Source organism: Klebsiella sp. GFKo11 (assembly GCF_056490265.1).
The window spans coordinates 574,000-588,549 of record NZ_CM151369.1; the positions used below are offsets into that span (position 1 = coordinate 574,000).

The following is a 14,550-nucleotide window of genomic DNA, read 5'->3' on the forward strand; positions in this document are numbered from 1 at the left end:
GCACGAAGTGTTTTACGAAACATCTTCGGGTTGTGAGGTTAAGCGACTAAGCGTACACGGTGGATGCCCTGGCAGTCAGAGGCGATGAAGGACGTGCTAATCTGCGATAAGCGTCGGTAAGGTGATATGAACCGTTATAACCGACGATTTCCGAATGGGGAAACCCAGTGTGATCCGTCACACTATCGTTAAGTGAATACATAGCTTAACGAAGCGAACCGGGGGAACTGAAACATCTAAGTACCCCGAGGAAAAGAAATCAACCGAGATTCCCCCAGTAGCGGCGAGCGAACGGGGAGGAGCCCAGAGTCTGAATCAGTTTGTGTGTTAGTGGAAGCGTCTGGAAAGTCGCAGGGTACAGGGTGATACTCCCGTACACAAAAACGCACAGGCTGTGAACTCGAAGAGTAGGGCGGGACACGTGGTATCCTGTCTGAATATGGGGGGACCATCCTCCAAGGCTAAATACTCCTGACTGACCGATAGTGAACCAGTACCGTGAGGGAAAGGCGAAAAGAACCCCGGCGAGGGGAGTGAAACAGAACCTGAAACCGTGTACGTACAAGCAGTAGGAGCCCACTTGTTGGGTGACTGCGTACCTTTTGTATAATGGGTCAGCGACTTATATTCTGTAGCAAGGTTAACCGTATAGGGGAGCCGCAGGGAAACCGAGTCTTAACTGGGCGTTAAGTTGCAGGGTATAGACCCGAAACCCGGTGATCTAGCCATGGGCAGGTTGAAGGTTGGGTAACACTAACTGGAGGACCGAACCGACTAATGTTGAAAAATTAGCGGATGACTTGTGGCTGGGGGTGAAAGGCCAATCAAACCGGGAGATAGCTGGTTCTCCCCGAAAGCTATTTAGGTAGCGCCTCGTGAACTCATCTTCGGGGGTAGAGCACTGTTTCGGCTAGGGGGTCATCCCGACTTACCAACCCGATGCAAACTACGAATACCGAAGAATGTTATCACGGGAGACACACGGCGGGTGCTAACGTCCGTCGTGAAGAGGGAAACAACCCAGACCGCCAGCTAAGGTCCCAAAGTCATGGTTAAGTGGGAAACGATGTGGGAAGGCACAGACAGCCAGGATGTTGGCTTAGAAGCAGCCATCATTTAAAGAAAGCGTAATAGCTCACTGGTCGAGTCGGCCTGCGCGGAAGATGTAACGGGGCTAAACCATGCACCGAAGCTGCGGCAGCGACGCTTATGCGTTGTTGGGTAGGGGAGCGTTCTGTAAGCCGTTGAAGGTGGCCTGTGAGGGTTGCTGGAGGTATCAGAAGTGCGAATGCTGACATAAGTAACGATAAAGCGGGTGAAAAGCCCGCTCGCCGGAAGACCAAGGGTTCCTGTCCAACGTTAATCGGGGCAGGGTGAGTCGACCCCTAAGGCGAGGCCGAAAGGCGTAGTCGATGGGAAACAGGTTAATATTCCTGTACTCGGTGTTACTGCGAAGGGGGGACGGAGAAGGCTATGTTAGCCGGGCGACGGTTGTCCCGGTTTAAGCATGTAGGCGGATGTTCCAGGTAAATCCGGAACGTCATTCAACGCTGAGGTGTGATGACGAGGCACTACGGTGCTGAAGTAACAAATGCCCTGCTTCCAGGAAAAGCCTCTAAGCATCAGGTAACATCAAATCGTACCCCAAACCGACACAGGTGGTCAGGTAGAGAATACCAAGGCGCTTGAGAGAACTCGGGTGAAGGAACTAGGCAAAATGGTGCCGTAACTTCGGGAGAAGGCACGCTGATGGTAGGTGAAGTGACTTGCTCACGGAGCTGAAATCAGTCGAAGATACCAGCTGGCTGCAACTGTTTATTAAAAACACAGCACTGTGCAAACACGAAAGTGGACGTATACGGTGTGACGCCTGCCCGGTGCCGGAAGGTTAATTGATGGGGTTATCCGTAAGGAGAAGCTCTTGATCGAAGCCCCGGTAAACGGCGGCCGTAACTATAACGGTCCTAAGGTAGCGAAATTCCTTGTCGGGTAAGTTCCGACCTGCACGAATGGCGTAATGATGGCCAGGCTGTCTCCACCCGAGACTCAGTGAAATTGAACTCGCTGTGAAGATGCAGTGTACCCGCGGCAAGACGGAAAGACCCCGTGAACCTTTACTATAGCTTGACACTGAACACTGGTCCTTGATGTGTAGGATAGGTGGGAGGCTTTGAAGTGTGGACGCCAGTCTGCATGGAGCCATCCTTGAAATACCACCCTTTAATGGCTGGTGTTCTAACGTGGACCCGTAATCCGGGTTGCGGACAGTGTCTGGTGGGTAGTTTGACTGGGGCGGTCTCCTCCTAAAGAGTAACGGAGGAGCACGAAGGTTAGCTAATCCTGGTCGGACATCAGGAGGTTAGTGCAATGGCATAAGCTAGCTTGACTGCGAGCGTGACGGCGCGAGCAGGTGCGAAAGCAGGTCATAGTGATCCGGTGGTTCTGAATGGAAGGGCCATCGCTCAACGGATAAAAGGTACTCCGGGGATAACAGGCTGATACCGCCCAAGAGTTCATATCGACGGCGGTGTTTGGCACCTCGATGTCGGCTCATCACATCCTGGGGCTGAAGTAGGTCCCAAGGGTATGGCTGTTCGCCATTTAAAGTGGTACGCGAGCTGGGTTTAGAACGTCGTGAGACAGTTCGGTCCCTATCTGCCGTGGGCGCTGGAGAATTGAGGGGGGCTGCTCCTAGTACGAGAGGACCGGAGTGGACGCATCACTGGTGTTCGGGTTGTCATGCCAATGGCATTGCCCGGTAGCTAAATGCGGAAGAGATAAGTGCTGAAAGCATCTAAGCACGAAACTTGCCCCGAGATGAGTTCTCCCTGACTCCTTGAGAGTCCTGAAGGAACGTTGAAGACGACGACGTTGATAGGCCGGGTGTGTAAGCGTAGCGATACGTTGAGCTAACCGGTACTAATGAACCGTGAGGCTTAACCTTACAACGCCGAAGATGTTTTGGCGGAATTGAGAGAATTTCAGCTTGATACAGATAAACAGAATTTGCCTGGCGGCGATAGCGCGGTGGTCCCACCTGACCCCATGCCGAACTCAGAAGTGAAACGCCGTAGCGCCGATGGTAGTGTGGGGTCTCCCCATGTGAGAGTAGGGAACTGCCAGGCATCAAATTTAGTGTGCTGATATGGCTCAGTTGGTAGAGCGCACCCTTGGTAAGGGTGAGGTCCCCAGTTCGACTCTGGGTATCAGCACCAGTTTTTAGGTTAAAGTTCGGCGATTTGAAAAGAATTTGCCTGGCAACGATAGCGCGGTGGTCCCACCTGACCCCATGCCGAACTCAGAAGTGAAACGCCGTAGCGCCGATGGTAGTGTGGGGTCTCCCCATGTGAGAGTAGGGCATTGCCAGGCACCAAATAAGTGAAAAGCCCATCCGTCAGGATGGGCTTTTTGCGTTTCTAATCGCATGAAAATATTAATTCGCGCTGTGTACTCAATTCAGCTTCGGTTTATGTCGTTAGTGGCCAGCGCTATTCAAATCACAGAGAACAGAGCATTGTGCAGTAACTTAAGTATATTGGGTGTATCTTGCCGAAAAACGGTACCGGGATTAGCTCCGGTACCAGTGCATAGCGGGGATTGTAAGTGATTAGCGAGTTAGTGCGACAATGCCAAGCGTCAAGCCTGCAATTGCAGCCGCGCCTCCGGCAATAGCGCCCGCGGTTTCCCAGTTGTCCTGAGTCGTTCCTTTCATACAGGTATTAGTGTGTACTAATCTGCCTTCGGAGTCATAGACAGGTACGCACGGAGAATCATGTGCACAACCAGCGAGAAGCGTTGTCAGCAATGCGACTAAAACGAATTTTTTCATGATATTACCTCTAAATAATCCGTTTCGCTGTAATGGGAACCCATACATTACGGAATAGCCTATTTTATCATCGGTAATACTGAGGATGGGTAGGGTAAATAATCTCAATTTATGAGCAACGTAAATATCGTGAAGAAACTTACGCGATTATGTCGTCATAATATGGCACGTTGAATAACGTGCGATCTTTTAAAGAATAATAAACACGTTGATTTTTATCGGGATGATCAAAAACTTCAGGCATAAAAAAGGCGCCAGAATGGCGCCTTTGGAAAGAGAGACTTACTCGATATGCTTAGTAAAGCGGCGTCTTACGACAACAAAGAATACCGGTACGAAGAAGATAGCCAGCAACGTTGCTGTCAACATTCCTCCCATAACTCCCGTACCCACGGCGTTTTGTGCCCCGCTGCCTGCCCCATGGCTAATAACCAAGGGCAGTACACCAAGAATAAAGGCCAATGAGGTCATTAAGATAGGGCGTAAACGCATACGAGATGCTTCGAGCGTTGCTTCAATGATTCCCTTCCCTTCTTTATCCATAAGGTCTTTCGCAAATTCGACAATAAGAATAGCGTTTTTGGCAGAGAGACCGATCGTCGTTAATAAACCTACCTGAAAATAAACGTCATTATTAAGCCCACGTAATGAGGCTGCTAATAATGCCCCGACAACTCCTAACGGGACGACTAACATCACTGAGAATGGAATAGACCAGCTTTCATAGAGTGCGGCAAGGCACAGGAAAACCACTATTAGCGAAATTGCATATAAAGCAGGCGCCTGATTACCGGATAAGCGTTCCTGATAAGACATTCCTGTCCAGTCGAAGCCAATACCAGTAGGCAGTTTGTTGGCTAGTTGTTCCATCAAAATCATTGCATCCCCGGTACTTTTGCCCGGAGCGGCTTCACCCAGAATTTCCATCGAAGGTAAGCCGTTATAACGCTCCAGGCGCGGAGAACCATAAACCCAGTGTGAGGTTACAAAAGCTGAGAATGGTACCATTTCGCCATTAGCACTACGGACGTACATACTGTTGATGTCGCTCGGCAACATACGGAAATGGGCGTCAGCCTGAACATAGACTTTTTTAACTCTACCATGGTCAATAAAATCATTAACGTAATAGCCACCTAGTGCTGCGGAAATGGTTTCATTGATATCAGATAGTGAAATACCCAGTGCCTGGGCTTTCTCCTGATCAACATCGAGCTTAAATTGCGGAGTATCTTCAAGCCCATTTGGTCGTACGCGCACTAACTGATCCGGATGTTCTCTTACCATACCAAGCAACTGATTTCGTGCTTGAGTCAACGCGCTATGACCAAGGTTACCCTGGTCGATAAGCTCAAAGTCGAAGCCTGTCGCGGTGCCCAACTCAATAATTGCGGGGAGATTGAATGGGAAAACCATGGCGTCTTTAATCTGGCTGAAAGCGGCCGTGGCTCGCTTGATAATTGCTTCAACCCCATTCTCCGAACCACTGCGCTCCTCCCATGGCTTCAGACTGACAAATGCCATACCGGAGTTTTGTCCCTGGCCGCTAAAGCTAAAACCGTTAACGGTAAAGACGCTTTCAACATTCGCCTTCTCTTTATGCAGATAGTAGTCGGTAACGGTATCGAGGACCTTCTGTGTACGTTCTTGCGTCGCGCCGGATGGAAGTTGAATCATGGTCATAAATACCCCCTGATCCTCATCCGGTAAAAAGGAGGTTGGCAGACGCATAAACAGTACAGCCATGCCAATGACAATCAGCAGATAGATGATGAGATAGCGCCCGGTACAGCGTAGTATCCCGCTGACGCTGTTGGTGTAGTGGTTGACACTACGGTCAAATTTCGCATTAAACCAGCCAAAAAAACCTTTCTTCTCATGATGATCGGCGGAGGCGGGTTTCAATAAAGTGGCGCAAAGTGCAGGTGTCAGAATCAGTGCAACCAACACGGATAGCGCCATCGCTGAGACGATAGTGATGGAGAATTGGCGATAAATCGCGCCCGTAGAACCGCCAAAGAAGGCCATGGGAACAAAAACTGCCGATAGCACCATGGCTATACCAACTAGTGCCCCCTGAATTTGTGACATTGATTTTTCTGTCGCTTCTTTTGGGGATAGCCTCTCTTCTACCATCACGCGCTCGACGTTTTCCACCACCACGATGGCATCATCGACCAGCAATCCTATTGCCAGCACCATACCGAACATCGTTAGCGTGTTGATGGAATAGCCAAAGGTAGCCAGCACGGCGAATGTGCCAAGCAAGACGACAGGAACCGCAATGGTGGGGATCAATGTGGCACGGATGTTCTGGAGGAACAGATACATCACCAGGAAGACGAGAATAATCGCTTCAAACAGCGTCTTCACCACCTCATGAATAGAGATCTTCACGAACGGTGTGGTGTCGTAAGGGTAAACGACTTTCATGCCCTGCGGAAAGTAGGGTTGTAGTTCGGCAAGCTTTGCTTTAATCGCAGCAGCGGTGTCGAGGGCATTGGCGCCGGTAGCAAGCTTAATCCCCAGCCCGGATGCTGGTTTACCGTTAATTTTGGCGACGACGTTATAGTTTTCACCGCCCAGCTCAATGCGAGCCACGTCTTTCAGATGAACCACTGAGCCGTCAGCGTTCACCCGTAGCGTCACCTTGCCAAACTCTGCAGGGTCTTTCAGTCGTGTTTGAGCAATGATTGACGCGTTTAATTGTTGGCCTTTAATAGCGGGCGTTCCGCCAAGTTGGCCTGCTGCAATCTGATCGTTCTGTACCTGCAACTGGTTAATCACATCAACAGGCGTCAGGTTGTACTTATTCAGCAGGTTGCCATCCAGCCAAACACGCATCGCATATTGGGCCCCGAAGAGCTGTACGTCGCCAACGCCGTTAAGTCGGCTAATAGTATCTTTGACGTTTGATGCAACGTAGTCAGAAATATCATCCTGAGTAGTGCTGGTGTTATCGGAGATGAATCCAGCAACCAGCAGGAAACTGCTGCTTGATTTCTCAACGCTAATCCCCTGTTGCTGCACTTCCTGAGGTAGCAGCGGTGTGGCGAGCTGGAGCTTATTTTGTACCTGGACTTGCGCAATATCCGGATCTGTACCCGATGTGAAGGTCAAGGTGATGGTGACGCCGCCTGCGGAATCACTGGTTGAGGACATGTACATCAGGTTATCGATACCATTCATGTTCTGTTCGATAACCTGAGTCACAGTATCCTGCACGGTCTGCGCATCCGCACCTGGGTAGGTCGCAGAGATGGCAACAGCTGGCGGGGCGATCGTCGGGTATTGTGCGATAGGCAGTTGCATAATTGCGAGACCGCCAGCAATCATCATAATGATGGCCAGCACCCAGGCGAATACCGGTCGATGGATAAAAAACTTAGACATAGTTATTCGTACCTTATTGCGCGACGGATGTCGCGGTATCCACTTCGGCCTTCACTGTGACGCCGGGACGAACTTTCTGCAGACCGCGGACAATAACTTTTTCACCAGATTTAAGACCGCTGGTAATTAACCACTTATCGCCAATCGCCTGTGAGGTCGCAACCTGGCGGCTTTCAACCTGGTTTTTGTCATTAACGATCATCACGCTGGCATCACCACGTGGTGTGCGGGTAACTCCCTGCTGAGGAACCAGGATGGCATTCGGAGCTACACCTTCATCAATGCGGGCGCGGACGAACATCCCCGGCAGCAGCGAATGTTGTGGATTCGGAAAGATTGCTCGCAGCGTAATTGAGCCAGTGCTTTCATCCACTGTGACGTCGGAGAATTGCAGAGTGCCTTTTAGTGCGTAAGGTTGACCGTTTTCCATAATCAGCTGCACGCTTTTGGTATCGCTGCCGTGCTGCAGGCTTTCCTGTTTCAGACGCATGAAATCATTACTGGATTCGGTGACATCGACATAAATCGGATCGAGTTGCTGTACCGTTGCCATTGCATCTGCCTGCCCATTGGTCACGAGGGCGCCTTCAGTAACGCTGGATTTACCGATGCGGCCGCCGATTGGCGATGTCACTTTGGTGTAAGCCAGATTAATGCGCGCACTTTCGACGGCGGCTTTTGCGGCAATAACATCGGCATCAGCCTGGCGTGCGGTCGCTACAGCCTGATCGTATTCCTGCTGGCTGATGTATTGTGTTCCGAGAAGAGGTGCGTAGCGTTTCACTGTCAGATGAGCGATAGCCGCTGCTGCTTCGGCTTTGGCTTCATCACCTTTTGCGCTGTTATAAGCGGCTTGATAAGTCGCCGGGTCGATTTGATAGAGAGACTGCCCGGCATTGACATCGCTACCTTCGACAAAATTACGCTGTAGAATAATCCCGCTAACCTGCGGGCGTACTTCCGCAACGCGGTATGCCGATGTTCGACCCGGAAGTTCCGTGGTCACTGACAGCGGCGCGCTGCTTACAATATGGACTGAAACCTGAGGTATCTGCGCATGCGGTTGTTGATCACCTGAATTATCGCAACCGCTAAGCAAGATGGTAGAGATGATTAGGCTGGATAAAAGTGTAACCCGGGCGTGACTCGTCATTGCTGTTCCTTATAGATTGCGGGCCGAGTTTGGCAACCAATCTGTGAAAGAAATAATGGATAAAAAAGCGGTTTGTTATCCTACAAATAAAAAACGAGGTATGTAAGGAATAGTTATTTTTTATCCATCAGCAAGGCACGCAAAAGCAAAGCGCTAGTCATTTTAATTTAAGAATGACCTTAAATTAAAATTTGCTTACATTGATATTCACTCAGTGAATAATGTGCTTATTAATTATTTGAGTTATGTATTTATTATTTTCTTTTTGAGATTTTGCTTATCTGCGTTTTTGCTAAACAATATTGATTATCTGATGCTAGATTTATATGCATCCTGGTATTTTTCTATTATAGATATGGCGTTAAATGGAGCATCGTATGCCAAGAAGAACAAAAGAAGATGCGTTAAAGACGCGACAGCTCCTGATTGAGTCTGCCATTCAGCAATTCGCTCTGCGTGGGGTCACCAACACCACGCTAACTGACATCGCTGATGCCGCTGGCGTGACGAGGGGAGCGGTGTATTGGCACTTCTCCAGTAAAGCAGAACTGTTTAATGAGATGTGGCAACAACAGCAACCGTTACGAGATCTGCTTCAGCATCAAATTCCGACAGACAGTCAGGATCCGTTAGGCAATTTACGGGCGAAATTTATTACAGGTTTGCAATATATTGCCGATAATCCTAGACAGCGCGCGTTGATGCAGATTCTGTATCATAAATGCGAATTTTCCAGCGATATGATGTCAGAGGCGGAGATTCGTAAAAGAATTGGTTTTAGTTATCCTATTATTCGTGGGGTTTTACAACGCTGTCTTAGTAATAGATTATTACCGGCTGAAACAAACGTTGAAATTTCATTAATAGTATTACACAGCGTATTTACTGGTATTATCAAAAACTGGTTAATGGAGCCGGAACAATTCGATCTTTATCAACAGGCACCCGCTTTAGTGGATAATATTATGTCGGCTCTTTGCGGTGTAAATAGTCACGCAAATGGGCTGCGGATGGTTGTAAATTGATAAACCAGAGGAAATAAAAAAGGCGCTTCCCCATGCCGAAGAGCGCCTTTTTAATCATACAGTTAACTGACTAGTATCAGTTCATGCCGTATTTTTTCAGTTTCTTACGCAGAGTACCACGGTTGATACCCATCATCAGGGCAGCACGCGTCTGGTTACCACGGGTGTATTGCATCACCATGTCCAACAGGGGCTGTTCTACTTCAGCCAGTACCAGCTCATACAGGTCACTCACATCCTGACCGTTCAGTTGAGCAAAATAGTTCTTCAGTGCCTGTTTAACCGAGTCACGCAGGGGTTTTTGAGTTACCTGATCCTGAGAGTTAACGGTAGAAACGGTCAGTACGTCAGAATTTACGCGTTGTTCGAACATAGTTCTGTCAGCTCTTTATTTCTATTACGCAAAATTTTCGAAGTATGCCTCCAACGCCGCCAGCTGTTCGCTGGAATCTTCTATGGCGTTGAATGTGCGCCGAAACTGGTCATTTGGAGCGTGCTCCTGGAGATACCAGGATACGTGTTTACGCGCGATTCGGTACCCTTTTGCCTGACCGTAAAAGTCATGCAGTTCCCGAACGTGCGCACAAAGCAAGCGCTTAACCTCTGCCAAAGGCAGCGGGGGCAGCAGCTCTCCAGTGTCCAGATAGTGCTGGATTTCCCGAAAGATCCAGGGTCTTCCCTGAGCCGCGCGGCCTATCATAAGGGCATCAGCCCCCGTATAGTCGAGCACAGCTCTGGCTTTAAGCGGGTCAGTAATGTCACCATTCGCGATAATCGGAATGGAAACTTTCTGCTTAACTGCCCGAATACTGTCGTACTCAGCATCTCCGTTAAACAAACAGGCGCGTGTGCGTCCGTGAATAGTCAGAGCCTGAATGCCACATTCTTCAGCCAGTTGGGCAATCTCTACACAGTTACGGTGTTCCGGTTCCCAACCGGTGCGAATCTTGAGAGTCACGGGAACGTCCACTGCCTTGACGACCGTCGTCAGGATTGACTTAACCTGATCGGGGTACTGCAAGAGGGCTGAACCTGCAAACTTACGATTCACCTTTTTAGCCGGGCACCCCATATTGATATCAATAATTTGGGCACCGCTTTCCACGTTAATTCGGGCGGCTGCAGCCATTTCTTCCGGCACGCTACCGGCGATTTGCACGGTACGAATACCGGGCTCATCAACATGTACCATCCGTAAACGAGATTTGTCACTTTCCCAAACCTGAGGGTTAGAAGACATCATCTCGGATACGGTCAATCCTGCTCCCATCTCGTAGCACAGCGTCCTGAATGGTCTGTCAGTAATGCCAGCCATTGGCGCTGCGATCAGGCGATTTCTGAGCTGGTATTGTCCGATACGCATGAGTTAAGAAATGACCATATGTGACTGCAAGGCGGCGTATATTACGCATTTTTTGCATGAGATGAAAGGCCAAACTTTAACCAATCCACTGAGATGGATCAAAGAATCGCTGTACAATTAAGCGACTATGAATAATTAACTATATAAATCATTGGATTAAGAGTTTGCGTTGAATTTATCTACACATATAATTTTGCGTAACTTCTCGTTTTTTCTTCATCAGGTCACGGACTGACAAGATAATCTGCTGAATAAATCAGCAAATTATCCCAACTTAATGTGACTATGCTCTCATTTTCAGAACATGATCGTGAAGCGTATCTTAAGATTACTCGACGACTACGCGACCATTTAGCGGCTGTGTCGGGCGATTGTTATCGTGATGCATGGTATGGCTGAATTTTTCTAACTGTGCGGCAGAAAGTGTCAGGGGGTGTTTGAGGACAATCCAGGTGACGCCTTCGGAACAAGGCGGTGTGGTCAGAGAACCGCTGAAGCGCCAGTATGTCTTGTCTGCAGGAAGAAGCGCGTTGAGGTCCATCTGCGTGGTGATTTTGGTATCCTGCCCGGAATTCTCCGGCATGGCCGCCCACAGCTTATCCAGTTCTGCATTTGCTGTACCCTTATCAAACATCGCGGCCACAACGGTAACGGCACCCCTGGCGTCCTTATGAACCAGGTGCATCTCCATCGCATAGTGCTTGCCGTGGATGGTATTTTCGCTCGGAGCGTGGAAATGGAACTGCTGAAGCGTAAATGGGGTTCCGTCAATCGTGATGGTATCCGCAGTGGTGGTCTTTAACCCCGCCTGAATCGTATGGCCATTGTTGATCAGTGTGACCGGGCCATCGGTATAGTGGACATCCAGCGGCGAGAGATGTGCTGTGAGCGTTGTATCGATGTTGATAGGGGATTGATTCATGCCAGTCTGACAGGTTTTATTCTCCTCGCTGAGCGTACCCCAGTGCTCAGGAGAGCCTTCGCCTTCGTAACTCCAGTGGGAAGCAAAAACCGTAACGGGCATGATGCTTAATGCCAGGAGTATCGCCTTGCCTAACGTTGTTTTCATATCATTCTTCCAATGAATAAAATGGCTATTTTTATCTCGTAACTACAGCGAGTTACATTGCGATTTTATCCCAGAAGGGCAGAGAGCTTTGCACAGAAAACGCGGAAAAATGTGGCCTGCTGAGAGGCCACAGAGAAGATTATTTTTTACAACCGGTGATCCGGCACCACTCTTCTTTCTCCACCACTGGGTCGAGGTCAAAGAGCTCAGCGTAGGCTTCACAAACGCTCTCAGCCTGGCTGGCAAGGATACCGGAAAGGCCCAGCAGACCGCCTGTAACTGGCAGCACGCTGATAAGAGGAGCTAACTCGCGTAAAGGGCCGGCCAGAATGTTTGCGACCACTACATCGGCTTTCATGGCGTCTGGCTGATCTTTCGGCAGATAGAGTTCAAGTCGCTCAGAAACCCCATTACGCTCGGCGTTATCGCGGCTGGCCTGAATAGCCTGCGGGTCAATATCAATACCGATGGCTTTCGCTGCGCCCAGTTTTAATGCAGCGATGGCCAGAATGCCGGAGCCGCAGCCAAAATCGATAATCGTTTTGCCTTCGAGATCGAGTCCATCCAGCCACTGTAGACACATTGCAGTTGTAGGATGCGTACCAGTACCAAACGCCAGGCCCGGGTCGAGCATTACGTTGACGGCATTCTTATCCGGCACATCGCGCCAGCTAGGGCAGATCCACAGACGCTTACCGAAGCACATGGGATGAAAGTTATCCATCCATTCGCGTTCCCAGTCTTTGTCTTCAAGCTGTTCGATTTTATGTACGAAACCGGTACCCAGAAGCGGATGCTGTTCCAGAAGTGCAACCACTTCTTTCATGTCCGTTTCTGCGTCAAACAGACCAATAACATCGGTATCGCCCCACAGGCGGGTTTCACCGGGCAAAGGTTCAAACACCGGCGTGTCGTGAGTGTCCTGGAAAGTGATAGAAACGGAGCCCGCTTCCATCAGGGCATCACTCAGTTCTTCCGCGTTTGCACCGGTAGTGTTCAGTTTCAGTTGGATCCATGGCATGGCAGAACTCTTTATTTATCAGTAGTCAATATGGCGGCTTGCGGGGCGGAGGAACCAAAACGGTTTCCGACCAGGAAAGCCAACAAACTTAGCAGTAACGAGGGTACGATCGGGTGGAACCCCAGATACTGAACATTAAAAGTAGCGAGTATGGCATACAGTACGCCGCCGACGATCATAGCGCTCAATGCGCCTTTGGCGTTCGCACGTTCCCAGTACAGACCCAGCACCAGTGGCCATAAGAACACTGCCTCAAGCCCACCGAATGCCAGCAGGTTGAGCCAGATGATCATCTCAGGCGGACGCCAGGCGGCGAGCATCATCAGGATCCCTAGTACCAGCGTAGTGATCGTTGAGATCTGCTTTAGCTTCTGCTCGTTATGTCTTTTTGCCGGTTGTGCGCTGAGCCAAAGATCTTTAATGATCGTAGCCGATGCCTGCAATAAATGGGCGTTAACGTTCGACATGATTGCGGCCATTGGTGCGGCCAGAAACAGACCTGCGGCCCACGGCGGCAGGACTTGTACCATCAGAGTCGGGATCACTTGATCCGGGACGGTCAGGTCAGGCAGCACTGCTCTTCCCAGCGCGCCGGCCAGATGCATACCAAACATTAGGATCGCGACAACAATGGTACCGATAATGATCCCGCGGTGGACGGCTTTACTATCCTTATAGGAAATACAGCGCACGGCGGTATGCGGCAGGCCGATAACGCCGAAGCATACCAGCACCCAAAAGGACATCATAAAGGCAGGGGTGAGAATATCATCCGCACCGTGTGGCGATACCAGCTTCGGGTCGATGTGCTGTAGCGTATCTACAGCATTATGTAAACCGCCAGCCGTGTGGACGACGCCAACCAGCAGCACGATTGTGCCGATCAGCATTACCATACCCTGCATGGTGTCATTGAGGACGCTGGCGCGAAAGCCGCCGAAGGCTGTATACAACGCAATGGTAATACCAAAGATCAGCAGTCCATTTTCATACTTAATTCCGGCGGCTGTCTCCAGCAGTCGGGCACCGCCGATAAACTGCACGGCAATCGCCCCGACGAAAGCGACCAGCAGGCTCACGCTGGCTATCCATACGACCGCGCGACTTTGGTATCGCGCCTGTAGCATATCGTTCAGGGTGATCGCGTTGTAACGCCGCGCCAGGATAGCGAATTTCTTGCCGAGAATCCCGAGCGAGAGCCAGATTGTCGGAACCTGAATCATGGCCAGCAGCACCCAGCCAAGCCCGTATTTATAGGCGGCTCCCGGTCCACCAATAAATGAACTGGCACTGATATAGGTGGTCGTCAGCGTCATCGCGAGGACGAAACCACCCATTGAACGGCTCCCGAGAAAATACTCGCTGAGAAAATTGCCGCTACTGCGTTTGCGCATCGCGTAAAACGACAGCCCAAATACCAAACACAGGTAGGCAAGCAGGACGACGATGATTTCAAACTGCATCGTTATCCTCCAGAGAGATGTCGCGGAAAATGAAACGCACCATTCCCCAACACAGTAGGATAAACAGCAGAGGTACCAGCAGACAGGCCATTTCGAACCAATGCGGCAGGCCGGTTATACCAATACCCACGCCTGGCAGATAGGCGCCAGCCAGCCAGGCAGCAAGATAGAGGAGGGTCAGCCACAGCGCCCAGCGCGCTTCTTTATGGGCCTGAACAAACCGTTTGTCCATGG

10 protein-coding genes, 1 tRNA gene and 3 rRNA genes are annotated in these 14,550 nt (G+C 50.1%); 5 read left to right on the forward strand and 9 right to left on the reverse strand.

What is annotated here, in order from left to right; all coding sequences use genetic code 11:
* The first annotated feature begins 36 nt into the window (after window positions 1–36).
* From AC07P6_RS02750 to rrf (AC07P6_RS02765), 4 genes are all read left to right on the forward strand, one after another.
* Window positions 37–2,944: ribosomal RNA gene (locus AC07P6_RS02750) — 23S ribosomal RNA — on the forward strand.
* A gap of 65 nt (window positions 2,945–3,009) precedes the next feature.
* Window positions 3,010–3,125, forward strand: a 5S ribosomal RNA gene (gene rrf / locus AC07P6_RS02755).
* Window positions 3,126–3,139: 14 nt separating this feature from the next.
* Window positions 3,140–3,215 (forward strand) — tRNA-Thr (locus AC07P6_RS02760).
* Window positions 3,216–3,253: 38 nt separating this feature from the next.
* A 5S ribosomal RNA gene (gene rrf / locus AC07P6_RS02765) occupies window positions 3,254–3,369 on the forward strand.
* A gap of 238 nt (window positions 3,370–3,607) precedes the next feature.
* Here rrf (AC07P6_RS02765) and AC07P6_RS02770 read toward each other — a convergent pair.
* The 3 genes from AC07P6_RS02770 to AC07P6_RS02780 form a co-directional block, all read right to left on the reverse strand.
* Window positions 3,608–3,829: a lipoprotein gene (locus AC07P6_RS02770; protein ID WP_478315603.1), complete on the reverse strand. Its 222-nt coding sequence runs from the start codon at window positions 3,827–3,829 to the stop codon at window positions 3,608–3,610.
* Window positions 3,830–4,111: 282 nt separating this feature from the next.
* On the reverse strand, window positions 4,112–7,222 hold the full coding sequence (locus tag AC07P6_RS02775) for an efflux RND transporter permease subunit (protein WP_478315604.1): 3,111 nt from the start codon (window positions 7,220–7,222) through the stop codon (window positions 4,112–4,114).
* Window positions 7,223–7,235: 13 nt separating this feature from the next.
* Window positions 7,236–8,375, reverse strand: a complete 1,140-nt coding sequence (locus AC07P6_RS02780; protein ID WP_478315606.1) for an efflux RND transporter periplasmic adaptor subunit — start codon at window positions 8,373–8,375, stop codon at window positions 7,236–7,238.
* 377 nt (window positions 8,376–8,752) lie between these two features.
* Between AC07P6_RS02780 and envR the strand changes: the two genes are divergently transcribed.
* Window positions 8,753–9,400 carry an acrEF/envCD operon transcriptional regulator gene (gene envR, locus AC07P6_RS02785; protein ID WP_304253793.1) on the forward strand — a complete coding sequence of 216 codons (648 nt, stop codon included), beginning with the start codon at window positions 8,753–8,755 and terminating at the stop codon, window positions 9,398–9,400.
* Between the two features lie 76 nt (window positions 9,401–9,476).
* Here the strand turns inward: envR and fis are convergent, their stop codons facing one another.
* The 6 genes from fis to AC07P6_RS02815 form a co-directional block, all read right to left on the reverse strand.
* Window positions 9,477–9,773, reverse strand: coding sequence for a DNA-binding transcriptional regulator Fis (fis, locus tag AC07P6_RS02790; RefSeq protein ID WP_003855228.1), 297 nt, complete (start codon window positions 9,771–9,773; stop codon window positions 9,477–9,479).
* Window positions 9,774–9,797: 24 nt separating this feature from the next.
* Entirely contained in the window at window positions 9,798–10,763 is a 966-nt protein-coding gene (gene dusB, locus AC07P6_RS02795; protein ID WP_112213512.1) for a tRNA dihydrouridine synthase DusB, read from the reverse strand.
* 328 nt (window positions 10,764–11,091) lie between these two features.
* A complete protein-coding gene (locus AC07P6_RS02800) occupies window positions 11,092–11,832 on the reverse strand; it encodes a carbonic anhydrase (protein ID WP_478315607.1) in 741 nt (246 codons plus the stop codon).
* 139 nt (window positions 11,833–11,971) lie between these two features.
* On the reverse strand, window positions 11,972–12,853 hold the full coding sequence (prmA, locus tag AC07P6_RS02805; protein WP_182235093.1) for a 50S ribosomal protein L11 methyltransferase: 882 nt from the start codon (window positions 12,851–12,853) through the stop codon (window positions 11,972–11,974).
* Between the two features lie 11 nt (window positions 12,854–12,864).
* A complete protein-coding gene (panF, locus tag AC07P6_RS02810; protein WP_478315608.1) occupies window positions 12,865–14,316 on the reverse strand; it encodes a sodium/pantothenate symporter in 1,452 nt (483 codons plus the stop codon).
* A complete protein-coding gene (locus tag AC07P6_RS02815) occupies window positions 14,306–14,548 on the reverse strand; it encodes a YhdT family protein (RefSeq protein ID WP_112213515.1) in 243 nt (80 codons plus the stop codon). Before AC07P6_RS02815 ends, panF begins: the two co-directional genes overlap by 11 nt.
* Window positions 14,549–14,550 lie beyond the last annotated feature (2 nt).